The 15,619-nt window shown below is 42.6% G+C and carries 17 protein-coding genes; 8 read left to right on the top strand and 9 right to left on the bottom strand.

Translation table 11 applies throughout. The features are described from left to right. Nucleotides 1-85 (bottom strand): LuxR C-terminal-related transcriptional regulator (locus BT112_RS22215; protein WP_394333353.1); only part of this gene is annotated, 85 nt, incomplete at its 3' end. 623 nt (nucleotides 86-708) lie between these two features. After that, nucleotides 709-987, bottom strand: coding sequence for a helix-turn-helix domain-containing protein (locus BT112_RS10750; protein WP_072317372.1), 279 nt, complete (start codon nucleotides 985-987; stop codon nucleotides 709-711). A 507-nt stretch (nucleotides 988-1,494) separates the two neighbouring features. On the opposite strand from BT112_RS10750, the gene BT112_RS10745 reads away from it, so the two are divergent. Next, nucleotides 1,495-1,812, top strand: a complete 318-nt coding sequence (locus BT112_RS10745) for a hypothetical protein (RefSeq protein WP_072317371.1) — start codon at nucleotides 1,495-1,497, stop codon at nucleotides 1,810-1,812. 20 nt (nucleotides 1,813-1,832) lie between these two features. Then, nucleotides 1,833-2,852 carry a HEPN domain-containing protein gene (locus BT112_RS10740; protein WP_072317370.1) on the top strand — a complete coding sequence of 340 codons (1,020 nt, stop codon included), beginning with the start codon at nucleotides 1,833-1,835 and terminating at the stop codon, nucleotides 2,850-2,852. 176 nt (nucleotides 2,853-3,028) lie between these two features. Here the strand turns inward: BT112_RS10740 and BT112_RS10735 are convergent, their stop codons facing one another. From BT112_RS10735 to BT112_RS10715, 5 genes are all read right to left on the bottom strand, one after another. Further along, entirely contained in the window at nucleotides 3,029-3,703 is a 675-nt protein-coding gene (locus BT112_RS10735; RefSeq protein WP_072317369.1) for a hypothetical protein, read from the bottom strand. Beyond that, entirely contained in the window at nucleotides 3,703-4,365 is a 663-nt protein-coding gene (locus tag BT112_RS10730; protein ID WP_072317368.1) for a hypothetical protein, read from the bottom strand. Before BT112_RS10730 ends, BT112_RS10735 begins: the two co-directional genes overlap by 1 nt. A gap of 320 nt (nucleotides 4,366-4,685) precedes the next feature. Continuing rightward, on the bottom strand, nucleotides 4,686-5,240 hold the full coding sequence (locus BT112_RS10725) for a hypothetical protein (RefSeq protein ID WP_139276125.1): 555 nt from the start codon (nucleotides 5,238-5,240) through the stop codon (nucleotides 4,686-4,688). A gap of 394 nt (nucleotides 5,241-5,634) precedes the next feature. Continuing rightward, a complete protein-coding gene (locus BT112_RS10720; protein WP_072317366.1) occupies nucleotides 5,635-6,291 on the bottom strand; it encodes a hypothetical protein in 657 nt (218 codons plus the stop codon). Between the two features lie 147 nt (nucleotides 6,292-6,438). Further along, a complete protein-coding gene (locus BT112_RS10715; RefSeq protein WP_072317365.1) occupies nucleotides 6,439-7,287 on the bottom strand; it encodes a mechanosensitive ion channel family protein in 849 nt (282 codons plus the stop codon). A 464-nt stretch (nucleotides 7,288-7,751) separates the two neighbouring features. Between BT112_RS10715 and BT112_RS10710 the strand changes: the two genes are divergently transcribed. The 4 genes from BT112_RS10710 (at nucleotide 7,752) to BT112_RS10690 (ending at nucleotide 11,194) form a co-directional block, all read left to right on the top strand. Beyond that, nucleotides 7,752-8,501, top strand: a complete 750-nt coding sequence (locus BT112_RS10710) for a hypothetical protein (RefSeq protein WP_072317364.1) — start codon at nucleotides 7,752-7,754, stop codon at nucleotides 8,499-8,501. Nucleotides 8,502-8,646: 145 nt separating this feature from the next. Continuing rightward, on the top strand, nucleotides 8,647-8,907 hold the full coding sequence (locus BT112_RS10705) for a helix-turn-helix domain-containing protein (protein ID WP_072317363.1): 261 nt from the start codon (nucleotides 8,647-8,649) through the stop codon (nucleotides 8,905-8,907). Between the two features lie 323 nt (nucleotides 8,908-9,230). Then, complete coding sequence (locus tag BT112_RS10695) at nucleotides 9,231-9,872, top strand: DUF6266 family protein (RefSeq protein ID WP_072317361.1); 642 nt, start codon at nucleotides 9,231-9,233, stop codon at nucleotides 9,870-9,872. Between the two features lie 587 nt (nucleotides 9,873-10,459). Continuing rightward, complete coding sequence (locus BT112_RS10690; protein WP_072317360.1) at nucleotides 10,460-11,194, top strand: M12 family metallopeptidase; 735 nt, start codon at nucleotides 10,460-10,462, stop codon at nucleotides 11,192-11,194. 212 nt (nucleotides 11,195-11,406) lie between these two features. Here the strand turns inward: BT112_RS10690 and BT112_RS10685 are convergent, their stop codons facing one another. Beyond that, nucleotides 11,407-11,955 carry an RNA polymerase sigma-70 factor gene (locus tag BT112_RS10685; RefSeq protein WP_139276123.1) on the bottom strand — a complete coding sequence of 183 codons (549 nt, stop codon included), beginning with the start codon at nucleotides 11,953-11,955 and terminating at the stop codon, nucleotides 11,407-11,409. 344 nt (nucleotides 11,956-12,299) lie between these two features. Between BT112_RS10685 and BT112_RS10680 the strand changes: the two genes are divergently transcribed. Both BT112_RS10680 and BT112_RS10675 read left to right on the top strand, forming a co-directional pair. Further along, nucleotides 12,300-13,217 (top strand): helix-turn-helix domain-containing protein, encoded by a 918-nt coding sequence (locus tag BT112_RS10680; protein WP_072317388.1) that lies wholly within the window; start codon nucleotides 12,300-12,302, stop codon nucleotides 13,215-13,217. An 88-nt stretch (nucleotides 13,218-13,305) separates the two neighbouring features. Next, complete coding sequence (locus BT112_RS10675; protein ID WP_072317359.1) at nucleotides 13,306-14,511, top strand: MFS transporter; 1,206 nt, start codon at nucleotides 13,306-13,308, stop codon at nucleotides 14,509-14,511. A gap of 258 nt (nucleotides 14,512-14,769) precedes the next feature. Here the strand turns inward: BT112_RS10675 and BT112_RS10670 are convergent, their stop codons facing one another. Then, nucleotides 14,770-15,534 carry a LuxR C-terminal-related transcriptional regulator gene (locus BT112_RS10670; protein WP_217652368.1) on the bottom strand — a complete coding sequence of 255 codons (765 nt, stop codon included), beginning with the start codon at nucleotides 15,532-15,534 and terminating at the stop codon, nucleotides 14,770-14,772. Nucleotides 15,535-15,619: the final 85 nt, after the last annotated feature.

Raw genomic sequence — 15,619 nt, 5'->3', positions numbered from 1 at the left:
CTTTACGAACATACCCTTTAACGGTATTCTTACTGATGGACAAGGTTCTGGCAATAGTTTTTATGCCCTTGCCCTGCTGGTGCATACGGAGTATTTGTTTTACTTGACTCATTCGTTTTGGTTTTCCGGCCATTACTTATCTTTTGATGGTATCCATCAAATAAACCAAAAACCAATTCAAAAAATGGGGGGCAGTATGATCCGGAATAATTTTACCGGAAAACCATTTTTAAATTTACAAGGGGGTCAGCATCCGCCGGAATGACAGATACCTAAAAGGTAGGCTTTAGAGGGGTCAGCTTAGTCCGGAATATCCAGCCCCATATGACTCTCATACAATGCTTAGCTGAAATACTTGGAATATCTGGCTATGTGTATTTACAGCGAAAGATTCAAAACTTCAATTTCAAATCCCATCCACTAAAATAATAACTCTTCATTATATTCCGTTACGGAAAGCCACATTTTTTCGAAAAAGTTTCTCTTAGAATCATCACAAACAGCCCATTAATTATTAGGTATCATAAGTAAGCATTACTTATTACCAATAAAAAAAGGGCCTTAACGCGCCCCTTTAGTAAACTCCTCAATGCTTTTATCCCATATTTTCGCAATCTCATAATGGTCATGCTATAATACACATTCGCATTTCCTAATACCTCCCTGCTAACAAGAGTATCACGATCGTTTTAGCCATGATAAATTTTATTATTGAAACATAGGATCATCAAAGAAATCTTTCAATGTAATACCAATCAGGTTACAGAATTTGTTTACTGTATAAATAGTAATCCCTCGTCCCTTTATTTTTCCTGTTTTCGAATCAATCTTTAGTGGGCTTTCCCACCGACTTACTATTTGTCGGTCAATATTATACCTATTAGCAAAATCTATTTGTTTAATTCCTGTACTTTGAATACGGAGTTCTTTAATCCTATCTGCTACCTTGTTAGCAAGTATTATATCTTCTTTTGAAAGTTCTGCCATACTGCAATTTTGGAAATAAAAACATTATTAATGTAATCCATTTGGATGACAAAATCTTTTTATGTATATTTGTTTAACGTTACATATATTTGCGATTCTTTTATAAAAATATTAGAAGCAATTGCTTTGAATCTCGTACAGAAAACTGGCACTTTTCAAATGGAAAGAGATGATAAGTAAGTTTGCTCACGACCCGGGCGTGGGCTCTCTTATCTTTCCATGGTATGCCAGTACCTCTGTTCGGTAAGTTGAGTTCCACGCCCATTTATTTTGCCGAAACTCTTCTCTAAAGCAACGCCATCTACACTTTTATTCTTTTGGGAAATTCGCATAGTACCTGTAGCAAGGCGTATGCCTTGCCACGTTTGGCGTAGTACGGGAAGGAACAGGGACGCCTTTTTCTTTTCTTTTAGCACCACGTACTACCAACTCCCCTACGGAGATCGGCACACCCCGGCAAACTGCCCGGAGTGCAGCCTGTTGTATAACCATAAAAAACATACGTCTATGAAAGCTTTAGAGATCACCAGGCTCCTGGACAGCCACGAACCCTTAGCCATTGTGCGGTATTTTGAGTGGGTAGCCCTGGCCAAAGACAACGGCACCCCCAGGTATGCCCTGCTCCACCTGAACAAAAAGAAAAATAAAATACGGGAGCTGTCCGTACCCGATACCCTGGTTTCCCTGCTTACCTCCCGCCTGCACCTCTTTACCAAAGTATGCGCCGCAGACGGGGGCACCGTGTGGGAGCGTATGCACTTCCGCGATGTGGTAAAAACCTCCATACCCGAGCACGAAATCGTCCAATGGATACACAAAAACTAACCTGCCAAAATCATCAACTTATGAATACCGAAATCTCCTATATAGTCCATAAAGTCGTAGCCATCATGGATGTCACCTATGTCTACGCCTTTCCCATAGCCGAACAAACCGGGGTACTGATACTCACCGCAGCCCCCAACAGGCCCAATAAAAACCTGCCCTCCGTCTCGGATATTTTTGCGCAATACCCCGAGTATCGCTACCGGGTGTACACCGAGCATACTGCACGCACACAACTGGAACAGGGCAACCTCTTTTTCCTGCATGCCTGTATGCCCGGGCACCTGCAATACTGCGGCCCGGACACGCAGGCCCCGGAACTGCTATCCGCAGCACAACTGCAACCGCTTCTAAGCAAGGCCAGAAGCTGTTTTGAGCGCGACTACGACAAGGCGGTAAGCTTTAGCCGGGGGGCACAGTTTTTCCTGGAAGCAGGCCAGATGCCACCAACCGCCTTTATGTTGCACCAGGCCTTTGAGCTGGCCTATCGGGCTGCAGAGTGTTTGGTCATGGGCAGGGAAAAGGTATGCCACCGTATTGGCACCCACCAGCAATACATCCTTGCCCATGTGCCGCAACTCGGGCAGGTATTCGCCCCCGAAAAGGAACCCGATGCCACCCTGCTGCACCTCATCGACAGGGCCTACCACGAAGTACGCTACGGCGCCTACGAGATACGGCCGGAGCAGCTCACCGTATTGCAGGCCAAACTGGACAAGGTATTGGCCCTGACAGAAAAGGAATTCCTCCTGCGGTATTACGCCTGCAAAAAGGGGCTTGAAGATATGGTGCAGCGCCAGGCGCAAGACTGCAGGCCGCTACCGGAACTCGCAGAACGCTTCAGGGCATTGCTGGGTACAGGCGGGGAGTTGGCCCCTGTAGCTAACGAAGAAGATTTGCGCCAGGCCATACACGGCATGATAAAAAACTATTTTGCCGAAGTGCAGGGAGCTATGCAGCTTCTGGACTCGCTTATAGCCCTGTATGGGGAGGTGGATAAGACCGTCGACAACCCGGGGCTTCGGTACATGCCGGCATAGCCGGAACACGCGGCCGCCTCTGCCCCGTCTATTTAACGAGGGCTGAGTGCCTGTAGGGAACGGAGCACCGAAGGTATGGCGCAGTGGCCGAAAGGGGTATCGAAGCCCGGAATGCTTACCGTTGAAACAATAAAATGTCCCCTATAGCTGTAACACAGAACATATAGCGAATAGTTTTATTCACCAATTAAAAACTTATTAAATGGTTTTATCTCCATTCCTGTTATTCCTGCCTTTACAATGGCATTTTTTAGTTTTTCACTTAGTATAGTAGTATAACTCAAACAGTCTATTTTGTATAAATCGTATTGAGGAAATTCTTTTTTCATTATAATTTTGCCTATGCGGGTCCTCCCTAACTTATATTTTCTTTTTTCTTCTAACACTTGATTTTTAGAGGAAATAGCAAAAGTTTCTGTTACCACGGTTTCAAAAGGAGTTTTAAACTCAAAAACCTCTCCGTATGAATTAGCTGTATCTATAAACTCCCAAAAATCATCTACGATATAATGGAGCCAATAATAATCAAATAATTTGCTTCCTTTATATGCTTTTATCGGATAAAAATGATGTCTTGGCAACTTGAAAGAAGACATCATTAATTTAAATTTACTATCCACAATAAAGCCATTAATTAATCCGGCAGTATTATTTAAATAATTCGTAGGAATCGTTTTGGGGTGCATTTCAAGTTCAAGGTTGGGCGCAAAGTCGGGAAACTCATAGTGTTTTACCATAAAGTGCCCGTTCTTCCTGGGGTTATAACCTTTTCTCAAATGAGCTTGCGGGTAATGGCCTGTTTCTTGCAGATCATCACTCCTACGTATACTGTAATACTCTTCGTTTATCATTAAGAATTATCCATGGAGGTTTTGTTAAATAATGTAGTCGTAAAACCCGTAAGATTTTCTTTCTCTAATGTTTCTTTCAACCTTTCACTCATAATCTCCAAAATTTGCACGTCCCTTGTTTGATATAAATCATAAGGGAAGCCCTTTTTAAAAACAATCTTATCCCATCTTAAATGCTGATGGTAAGGCAATTCAAAATATTCTAAGTTTCTGAATTCATCTGGTGGAATGTTTAGGTCCAAAGGGGCTACGGCTTCAAAAATTTTTTTATCATCAAAGATAACCGCTTCAGATAGCTCTATATCTAACCAATCCCAAAAATCATTTACTATATAGTGTATCCAAAAATAATTTAATAAAGCCCCATTTTGATATACTTTAATAGGGTAAATGTGGTGGTGTGGTAAAGTATGTTTTTCTAAAATTTGAACACACTTTTTATTCACAATAATACCATTAGATATTGAAAAGCCCAAGAAATCCGTTTTTTTTGCTTTTTTGTGCATGTCTAATTCAAGGTTTGGAATAAAATCGGGAAATACGTTAGGCTTAACCTTAAAATGACCATTGTTTCTTGGATTGTAACCTTCCCTTAACTTTGTTTGTGGATAATGTCCGATGACATTTAAGTCATCAGACCATCCATATATATAATAATTCATTATCAATTATTTGGAACTCCATTTACCGGGTTAACAACATCTCTAAAATACGAATTTAAGTTTTTCCCTGAATTCTTGGCTGTATCAATTAATCCATTTAATTGAGGGATTAAAGTGTTCTCCAAAAAGGTCTTGGCTTGTTCTGAAGTATAACTTGGAAACTGTATTTCAAAATCTCTTAACCTTTTCTCTACAATTTTTTATCATAAGCCGGATGATTTCCATGCAGCCCCTCCCCGGTTAAAGCCGTATATTTCTGCAATGCGCTCCCATTAACCGCAGCATTCATATAAAACCCGGCATAGGCCGCTTCTTTTACATTATTTGCTTATGGAAAACTTGTCAAAAGGTTTGATTTCCATTCCTGTTAAGCCAGCTTTTGTAATAGAATCTTTTAAATTTTTACTTATTAAAATATTTGAGCCAAGACAGTCTGTTTTGTACAAATCATATTGAGCCGCCTCAGGTTTCATATAAATTTGACCAATTCTTAAATAAAGAGACCAATCAATGGAGTTTAATAATTTCACCATTTCGCTTTTAGATAAAATGGGTACAAAACCATCTATTACTTCGCCGCTACTCTTTATCAGTTCCATGTATGATGTATTATAATCGATCATTTCCCAAAAATTATCCGGCAAAAAATGGAACCAATAATAATCCAGTAATTCTGCCCCTTTATATACTTTAATAGGGTAAAAATGATGTTTAGGCAAAGTAAAGGAGGACATTAATAATCTTAATTCATTATCCACTATAAATCCATTATTCAAACCCGCAGTGCTATCCAGATAATTTGTGGCAATAGCTTCTGGATGCAGTTCTAATTCCAAATTTGGCACAAAGTCGGGAAACTCATAGTGTTTTACCATAAAGTGCCCGTCCTTTCTGGGGTTATAACCTTTTCTCAAATGAGCTTGCGGGTAATGGCCTGTTTCTTGCAGATCATCACTCCTACGTATACGGTAATACCCTTCGTTTATCATTAAGAATTATCCATGGAGGTTTTGTTAAATAATGTAGTCGTAAAATCCGTAAGATTGTCTTTCTCTAACCCCTTGTGCATTACGAATAAAAATTGTTGTTTACGTCATGTTGGTCGTCGTTGAAATATCTCCTGCTGTCCGTAAAAATCCTTCGACAGGGCTCAGGATGACGTCTTTCGAACTATAATGCACAACGGGTTTCCCCAATGTTTTTCAACCCTTCACAAATAAGCTCCAAAATGGCACGTCCCCTGTTTGATAGCAATCATAAGGGAAGCGCTTACTCAAAACTTAGTTTATCAAAGAGTTTGGCTTCATAACCGGAAACATTATTTTCTTCCAATGCTTTCTTCAACCTTTCACTTATCATGGTATGATTAAATGCTCCGGTCAGATAGAAATCATATTTACAAAATTCAGCACTCATTTTTAACCTGCCTAAAGTAATTGGTGTAAGCCCTGTATATTTCTTTTTCTCATTTAATATTTGCTCTTTAGAAATTATAGGGATTTCCTTTATCTTGGTGACGGTTGCTTTTTTTATTTGATAAACGTATGCAAAAGAATTCCTATTATCTATAAGTTCCCAAAAATCATTAGGTATATAATGAAACCAGTAGTATTGCAAAACCTCATCATTATGAAATACTGTTGTCGGATAAAAAGCATGAGGAGGTAAGCAATGTTCTTTAAGAATATTTTTTACTTTTTCATCTACAACAATACCAAAACTTGCGCCAACCCTCTGTAAAAAACCTGTAGCAAATGCTTTCTTATGAAGCTCTAATTCGTAGTTTGGCACAAAATCTGGAAATGTATCTGGTTTAACACAATAACTACCATTATCTGTGGGATTATAACCTTTATGAAAGTCTGTTTGAGGGTAGTATCCGATGACTTTTAAGTCATTGGATAGTCCTATATAATAATATCTCATGAGTTTATGCCATTTAAAGGATTGACAACGTCTCTAAAATAAGTATTTAAATTCATTCCTGAATCTATGGCTTTATCAATGAAGTTATTTAATTCAGTCGAAGCCCGGCATATCCGGAAACCATATCGTTTTACGATCTAAAAAACCTTACTCCGATTTTTTAATAATAACGTTCTGGTAATTATACGGTATTTCTATGCCTTCCCTGTCAAACCGTTCTTTGATACTCCGTAGCAGGTCGCAATACATCGTGTAGCCATCTGCTGCATTGTCGGCATACGCCCAGGCTTTTAGGGTCACCGCCGAGCTGTCCAGTGCCACCACACGGCACACTACCCCGGGGACATTGTTTTTAATGTCTTCCGGGCTACGGTTATCCAGGTGCAGCGGGTGTTTTACAATTTCGTCCTCCATAATACCAAGGGCCTTACCGATATCCGCATCATACCCTATACCGATCTCTATCATTTTACAGATTTTGGTTTCCGTGAGATTCGAGTTTACAATAACCTGTGTGCTTATCACAGCATTGGGCACTATAACACGGTTGTTTTCCAGGTCGCGAAGAACTACCTGCCTAAGGTTAATCTCTTCTACTGTCCCGGTGTAGGTCTCATTGAACGTTATTCTATCGTTGATCTTAAAAGGCTTGAACATTACAATAAGAAAACCACTCATAATGTTACTCAGGGCCTGCTGTGAAGCGAGCCCGGCAATCAGCGACAAGATCCCCGCCCCGGCCAGCAGCGAGTGTCCCACTATTTTCAGCTCCGGAATCTGTACCAGCGCAAACGAAAAGCCCACCATATAAATAATGGCCGTAACCACCCTTTTGGCAAAAAGATAGCTGGTAGGGTCTATATGCCTGGACAATACCCGCCTTCGTATATACCGCCCTGCAATATATTTGAAGGTCAGGGCTATGGCTGTAGTAATCGCTATAATAATGCCGATAACAAACGTAGTCCTGAAATCGGTAAAAAGATGGTTTGTCATAATTCCGGATTTTCGTATATCCATGTGCTACCCAAATATAAGCAATACTCTCCGGGATGTGTACGTTGTTCTGGAGGAGAGAAGCCGGGGCTTCGGTACATTACGGCCGGAACCGGAACACGCAGCCGCCTCTGCCCCGTCTATTTAACGAGGGCTGAGTGCCTGTGGGGAACGGAGCACCGAAGGTATGGCGCAGTGGCCGAAAGGGGTAGCGAAGCCCAACTACGAACAAACCAATCCCCCCTGCACAAGGTTATAACCCATAAAACACCAATACCTCAACAACCCGGCGGACTGCCCCCCCTGTAGGGTAACAACCACGTAAAACACATGAAATTGACTTACAACACTATAGCGATCGGTAAGAGCAAAACATCCATTAAAATCATCATCTGCACAAACCTGTTAAGAAACTTTATCTTATTTTTGCATGCTTTTTCGGACTTATTAAAACTGGTACTACTATGTTTTTTATATACGAAGCTTACGACCTTACGCTCGGGGAAAAGATCATTACCTCAACCCTGAAAGACGATCCTCAGCCGCGGCAGTTTACCCTGCGTATCTATACCCCGGGTGTAAAATTCCTATGGCTTCCCATGGGGGGAGGCCTGGTAAAGATGTCTCATGTTTACACCAGAGAAAACGAGGTGATACATCCCCGCAAATACTCGAAAGAATTAAAGGAAGAGGTCAAGGCTTTTAAGAAAACACTTCCCATACCGTATCTGAAAATATGGAAAGGCTATCTGATTATTGCGGCGCTGATCGCCGTTCTTTTTGTCGGTTCTTCCATTTACCGGAACGTCGAACAAAAAGACCAGGCCGATAAAACCGCCAAACTGTATAATGAACTCCACCACATAGCACCAGGCCAGTTGTACGGCGCTGTTTTTTTTACGGATGCCAACCGGCAGCAGGTCAACGGTCTGCCCGAAGGCTGGATAAAGGTCGAAAAAATAGAGGGAGACACGCTCTTTATACGGCGTTCGCGAAAAGTACAGCCCCTGACCCCCGTTTTTGATATCGCCAATATTGCAGCCATAAAACCTGCTTCGGAAGCGGACTGGGAAACGGAAATCGAAAAAATAGATTATCGCCTGATGCAAAAGGCCATGGAACAGGAAAACAGCAGGGGCATCGACCTGCAGTATACAGGTTCGGACAAAGAAAAATACCGGGGTGCAGTACTCACCATAAAGGGTGTGGAATAACCGGCAAACAGCCTTTATGGCATAGCTGAACATACAGATACAGAGGTGTTTATATGTGTTTCTTACGTTAATTTACTCTTAATAAGAAATACTACATGAGCGATTTTTCTTATATTTAGAATACGTTCAACCTAAATTTACTGTTATGGATGCTGAAAAAATGCCGGAGTTTCATCGTTATTTTATCTTCCTGCTCCAGGAAATCCTCAAGGAAATCCGTACTATCGGGGAATCCGATCCTATATTTCGGAAATATATGGATACTGCAGATGTTGCACGCGCCTTTAAGGTGAGTAAGCGTACCGTGCGGCGTATGCGCAAAAACAAGGAGATCCCTTATGTAAAACTCGGTAAAAAATACCTCTATCCCAGGGATCTCATCGAGAAGATGCTCCGGGAACAATAGATCTTTCCCGCGGTTTCACCGCACTTTTCTTTATACCTGTTATTATCATTTCCTATAAAAACAGCACACTTCCTGTTGCCTTAACTTAAAATCCGGATATTTTTCTTCGGGTTCGCTTCGGGTTTGCTTCGGGTCACCTTCGGAAAAAAAGATGTTTTTCCGAACAACACCCGGAAAAGACCCGAAGAAGACCCGAAGAAAACCTGTATCCCTATGGACAAAAACGGACAAATGCGGCCAAAAACGGACAAAACGTCCCCAAGGCATACAACCGGCCTCAAAGCGCTGTATCTTGCTGCATATTAACATTAAATTTTAATAACATGGCAACTATCGTCAAAGGAATCCTCGGAGGATTCTCAGGAAAAGTAGGAACCGTAGTAGGCGCTAACTGGCGCGGCAAGGACATCATCCGAAGCCGGCCCAAACCGAGCAAAAAACCTCCTACGGACAAACAGGTGATCCAACAGCTGAAGTTTAAGATGGCTGTTACTTTTTTGCAACCTCTAAAAAGCATACAGAGCCTGTACTTCGGTACGGAGAGAGGGGCAAAATCGAGAGTAAACATAGCGGTTTCCTATACTATAGGAGAAGCTATGGAGGTCACAGACAATGTGCCCGAACTGGTCTATAACAAGGTGCTTATTACCAAAGGCGACCTGGCCGGTTTCCAGAATGCTACCCTGAACAACGAGGCCGGCGGAACCTTTGCCTTGGCCTGGGAAGACAATAGCATACAGGGCAATGCGCAGGACACCGACCTGGTAAACCTGGTATGTTACTGCCCGGAAACCGATACCTTCGAGCTGTTTTTGCTCCTGGCCACGCGCAGCGAACTTACCGCCACGGTAACACTGCCCGAAGTGTATGTAGGTAAGGTAGTCCACACCTGGGCCTATTTTAACAGCGAAACACAAGACAAAGCCTGTAACAGCCCTTACATGGGTGAGTTTGCGGTATTGTAATGGGTGGCTGTTGGGCCCCAACCGGATAAACCGGGAGTTCTAACCCTGTGTCGGAGCTTCCGGTTTTTAAAGGTTTGTATTTGTTTTATCATTCAACGGACTAAACATAAACAAGCTTTCCCAAAAAAATACCAGAATTCAACCCGGTAATGAAAACTATAAAACCTTACCCTGGTCATTACACCAACTTATCTTTAACCGATAGTTATCTTCTTCTTCCGGAACTTCATACTCCATCATTCAACAATAAGCTATTACCATCATCCTACCTGCCACAGTACGATTGGCCACATGTACAAATGGTTTATTCCCCCGGCATACCTTTCCGCATATTTTCATCACTAAGCAATAAAATAACTTTTTTTTAAGGGTATCACCTCCTTTTCATGTCATTATAAAAACAATAACCCGTTGTGCATTATGGATACAAATAGTCGTTTACGTCATGTTGAGCGTAGTCGAAACATCTCCTTCCGTCAGTAAAGATCTTTCGACAGGATGCTCAGGATGACGTCTTTCTACCTATAAGGCACAACGGGTAAACAATACGGAATCATTAACCCTATTTAATCCTAAATTTTACATTTATGAAAGCTACTAAAATTATTTTTTTACTGTTACTCACCATTTCCCTGTTTGTTGTTTCCTGTAATGACGACGACACCTTACCCGATGGCACCACAACTACACCAAGGGCAGTGACCATGGAAAATGATGCGAGGGAAAAAGGTATTCTCTGGGAACATAATGACACTATTAATATCTATTTTCTCAACGGTACGGCATCCCAGAAAGACAGCGTTAAGAAGTATGTGACAGACTGGGATAATATTATTAACCTTACTTTTAGCTATAAGGAGCATGCCAAAAATGCAGAAGTACGGATATATTTCGACCCTACGACATCCTCCGGCTGGAGTAAAATAGGTAAAAAAGCTTGTTTGAGTGTTGTAGATACCACCCGGCCTACCATGGCATTGTATAAAAACATCGCTACAAAGCCCAAAAGTCTTGTTTTTGATAAGGGCACCATACGACACGAATTCGGGCACATGCTGGGCCTTATACACGAGCAACTACGTCCCGATAGTGGCATAGCCTGGAAAGACTCCCTCAACATCCGTGGTGGTGGCGAACAGATTCTGGAGCAGGATCTGGAGCATTATGTCCGTTCCGAATACGATCCGTTATCTATAATGCACTATTCCGTACGAAATACAGAGACCACAGATTCTTCCTCACTACCCGGATATATTGCTCACGGGGAACTTTCGGCAAAAGATATTGAATTTATTAAAAGCCTGTATCCCCCGCAGGATTAAGAGATGATCTCCAAGATCATATATACGATTTGCCGATAGTAGCATAGTGCCTTTTCTCAAAGCTATTTAAGGCTGTAAATCTTAACCATAAGAGGCTGGCTTTACGTCAGCCCTTTTTTAGATCTGTATGCCCGGTTCCGGGCTTCAAACTACACATCACGGTCACTGAAGCAGGTCATGGCGATAGGCATATACCCCTGTCTCCGCCACGACTACCATCCTAAAAAAAATAAAACGGTAAAGGCCCCTTTGAGCATTACCCGGAGTTTACTGTAGGCGATACGCTTTTGTGCTTTTACGGTATTTACCGATATGGACAGCGTCTGCGAAATCTCATCGTTCTTGTACCCTTTAAGGCTCAGGTTGATAATCTCCTTGCATTTATAAGGCAGCATCTCCACGGCTTCACGGACTATCTTGGACGATTCTTCGAGCAGTACTTCGCGGGCAAAAAACGTATCGGACTCCAGCTCTTTGAGATCGGCCGCTTCCAACGGGTTCCTCGAACGGTACGCCTTGCTCTTCAGGTAATCGAGCGCCCTGTTTTTTACCGCAGTGTACAGGTAAGACTTTGCAGCATAATCATTATCAAAACCTATCTCCTTGTCCCACACCCGTATAAAGACATCCTGGACGAGATCTTTGGATACTTCGATATCGTCCAGGTATTTGTTGGCAAACAGACACAGGGAGTCGTAAAAGGTGTTGAATAACGCCTTGTATTTTCGTATCGAGATTTTACGGGGGTTTACAGGTTTCAAAATCTCATTATTAGTGTTCCGGTCTCCTTCGGGAGTGTACTATCAGCATCAATAACAGGGTTTAATTATCTTTTTAAATTTTTAAATGATAATTTAAGATCATATTCATAAAAATCGATTGAATTTAATATTAAAATTTCATATACCAAAATATTATATGCAGATGGTGATTTTCTGTACATATTCTGCCTAAATTATGGAGAGAATACACGACACCATAAGGTAATCATCGCAGCGCCATATATCCTGTGGCCATACCACATTGCTATCCGGCACCGGAATATTCCCTGTATAACCTTAGCTGCGCATGCGTTACGCATCTTTGATTTTTGTACTTTTGCCCCATGGAAGAAAAAGAAACCCTGGAACAGTATTATTCCCGCAGTTTTAAAAAAGTGCCCGACGACCTGCTGGCGTCTTCGGGGTCGGTAGCACATTTTAATATCATTAAACGGCAGAACTGTTTACAACTGCTGGGATTTTCGCGCAGGGATTATTACAAGGTCGTACTCACCCGGGGAAATGCCGTGCTGTACACGGAAAAGGGAGAGGTGACCATAGACAGGCCTTCGCTCTTTTTCTCGGACCGCAATATCCGTTACGGGTGGAAGAATATAGGCGATGGCCACGATGGCTATATCTGCCTGTTCAACGAATATTTTGCTTCTGCCGAACTGCGAAAAGCATTCCGGAAACTTTTTCTGCTGTTTAAGGACGATATGTACCCGTTTCTCTTCCTTACCGATGAGCAATACCACAAGCTCGAACAATACTTTGTACTGATGCGCAACGAGTACTGCGATAATTTCGGATATAAAAACCTGATGCTCCGCGACCTGCTGAACCTGGTTATCTATACCGGGATAAAGATAAAAACCTCCGACCATAAAGAATTTCCGGAGGTGTACCCGCAGGATCTCGCCGAGCGGTTTATGGAGCTGCTGGACAACCAGTTTCCCGTGGAGTCACCGGTGACTTCCCTGCAGGCCAAAACCCCGGCCCGTTTTGCAGACCTGCTGCATGTACACGTCAATCATCTCAACCACAGTGTAAAACTGCAAACCGGCAAAACCACTTCCCAGCTCATCCGGGAACGTGTGCTTACCGAGGCCATGAGCCTGCTGCGGTATAGCGACTGGCGGATCTACGAGATCGGTAACAGCCTGGGGTTTGAGTACCCGCAACACTTCAATTCGTTTTTCAGGAAACTGACGGGGACAAGCCCCAAACAATACCGTTCCGAAGTTACCGCCCACCTTTGATTTATTTAACTTTTGATTTGAATTCATTATTTTTTCATCGGGAAAGTACGGATAATTTTGTGGGCTCCATTATTCCGCTTTACATGCTATGAGAACATACGACAAAAAGTACGAGCGTATCTGTACGATATCCCTTTTTCTGCTTATCCCGCTATCCGGGCTGGCTACGGATATCTTTTTGCCTTCTTTCCCCGAAATGCAGGAAGTTTTCGGCACCGACAGTAAAGGCATACAAATGACGCTGAGCTGTTTTCTTATCAGTTACGGGGTATCGCTACTGGCCGCCGGAAGTCTTGTGGACAGTTTCGGGCGATACAAACTGGTGCTGGCCTCCCTGGTATTGTTTTCCATAAGCAGTTTTGCCATTGCCCTGGTCCATAATATCTATTTTATCTACGGTATGCGTATTATACAAGGGGTGACCACAGCCTTTATCGTGGTAGGAAAAAGAGCATTCCTCGTCGATATATACCAGGGGAAAAAATTACAGCATTATATGGGTATGCTTACCATTATATGGTCTATGGCCCCGATTTCGGCTCCCTTTATAGGGGGATACCTCCAGAAAGGATTCGGGTGGACATCGAGTTTTTACTTTCTCGGGGCGTATGCCCTGGTGATGTTGCTTATAGAGTGGTTTTTCTCCGGCGAAGCCTTTACCGATCTTAAACCTTTTAAGCGAAAACATATTGCCGAAACCTACCGGACGGTGCTCAGGGCTCCCGATTTTTCGATGGGGCTGGTAGTTCTTGGCCTTACCTATGGTATGGTCATGTCTTTTGCCATGTCCGCTCCGTTTATCGTAGAAAATCACTTTGGCTTTTCGCCGGTAGTTACGGGCTATTGTGCCCTGATCTCCGGCTTTGGTATTATGAGCGGGGGTATACTGGGACGCTCGCTGAGCACCCTGCCTTTCCTTAAAAAACTGTTTTTTGGGGTGGGTATGGAAATACTTGTCGGCCTGCTCATGTTCGGTACGGGAAAATTCGTTTCCAATATCTATGTCTTTGTAGGCTTTATCTACCTGCTACACCTGTTCAACGGTTTTCTCTACACCGTATATTTTACCTACTGCCTCACCCGTTTCCCCGAGTATGCCGGGGTTACCAATGGCCTTACCAGCGGCGCGAGCTACCTGGTGACCTCCGTAGCCAGCTATACCGTAGTAAGCCTGCTGCATATTACCAACCAGTCCGGTATGGCCCTGAGTTATCTCCTACTGTCGTTAACCATCCTCTCCCTCCTTTTCTTTTTGAGAAATAAAGTTAAGAAAAGACCACTGGCCAGGGGGTGATTACAGGGTTGGGACAGAATGTTTGTCGCTCCGTGCAAGTAAAAGGGAGGTGGAATTACTACAGTAGACCAGACAGGAAGTGGAATGGATATTATTTCTAAACCCGTTGTGCATTATGGATAAAAAATAGTCGTTTACGTCATGTTGAGCCTGTCGAAACATCTCCTATCGTCAGTAAAAATCCTTCGACAGGGCTCAGGATAACATCTTTAAAACTATAAGGCACAACGGGTGAATTATAATAATTCTATATGCAAATCATATCCACCCTTTTTCCAGCCCCAGCTTTACCAACTGTAAAACCGAGTTAGTACCGGTTTTCTTAAAAATATTTTTACGGTGGGTCGCTACGGTATGCGGGCTTATCCCTAATGTTTCGGCAATATCTGCCGACTGGCATTCATCTACCAACAGCCGAAAAATCTCTATTTCCCTTTTGCTGAGGATACTTTTGTGCGGAACCAATGCCTGAACAGGCTGTATGTCTATATAGGAAGGTTCGCCCTCCAATCCCATAATGGACAGCACCATTTTGTTGCTTTGCTTCAGATCGGTAATATCCGTGAATATTACAAACGTCCGCAACACCGCTCCGTCGTCATCGCTTTGGATAACAGCTACCTGTTGCAAAAGCCTTTTTATTGTGCCGTCTTTGCAACGGATGCGGAAATCATAGCGGGTTTTGTACTTAAACACCTTTTCCGGTGGCAGACTTTGCCAGAATTGGGTAATGGTGGCTTCAAAATTAAGGTATTGCTGTATATCGTCCGGATGGATGATTTTTAGAAAAGTCTCAAAGACAAATTCTTCTTTCGTATAGCCCAATAATTCCGTGACAGATTCGTTGATATGCTCCATCCTTAATTCCGGTGGACTAAAGACAAAGTAACAATAGTCGCCCACCTGAAAAAGGTTGAGCATTTTTTTGTAGATTTCTATCTCTATCTGCAATTCTTCGGGCTTTTTATGCTGCCCGATTTCTTTCCAGATATGTCCTGCCTTTTTTAGTATGAGCTTATCCATCTGCTGTTTCGTTTCCATCATTTAGGAAGGTACAAGTTACAAAAAGCGAGAAAAAAATTTATAAAATCACCCAAGAAATACCCTG

Source organism: Sinomicrobium oceani (genome assembly GCF_900119185.1).
GTDB classification, from domain to species: Bacteria; Bacteroidota; Bacteroidia; order Flavobacteriales; family Flavobacteriaceae; genus Sinomicrobium; species Sinomicrobium oceani.
This window is presented reverse-complemented; position numbering and strand designations above follow the sequence as displayed.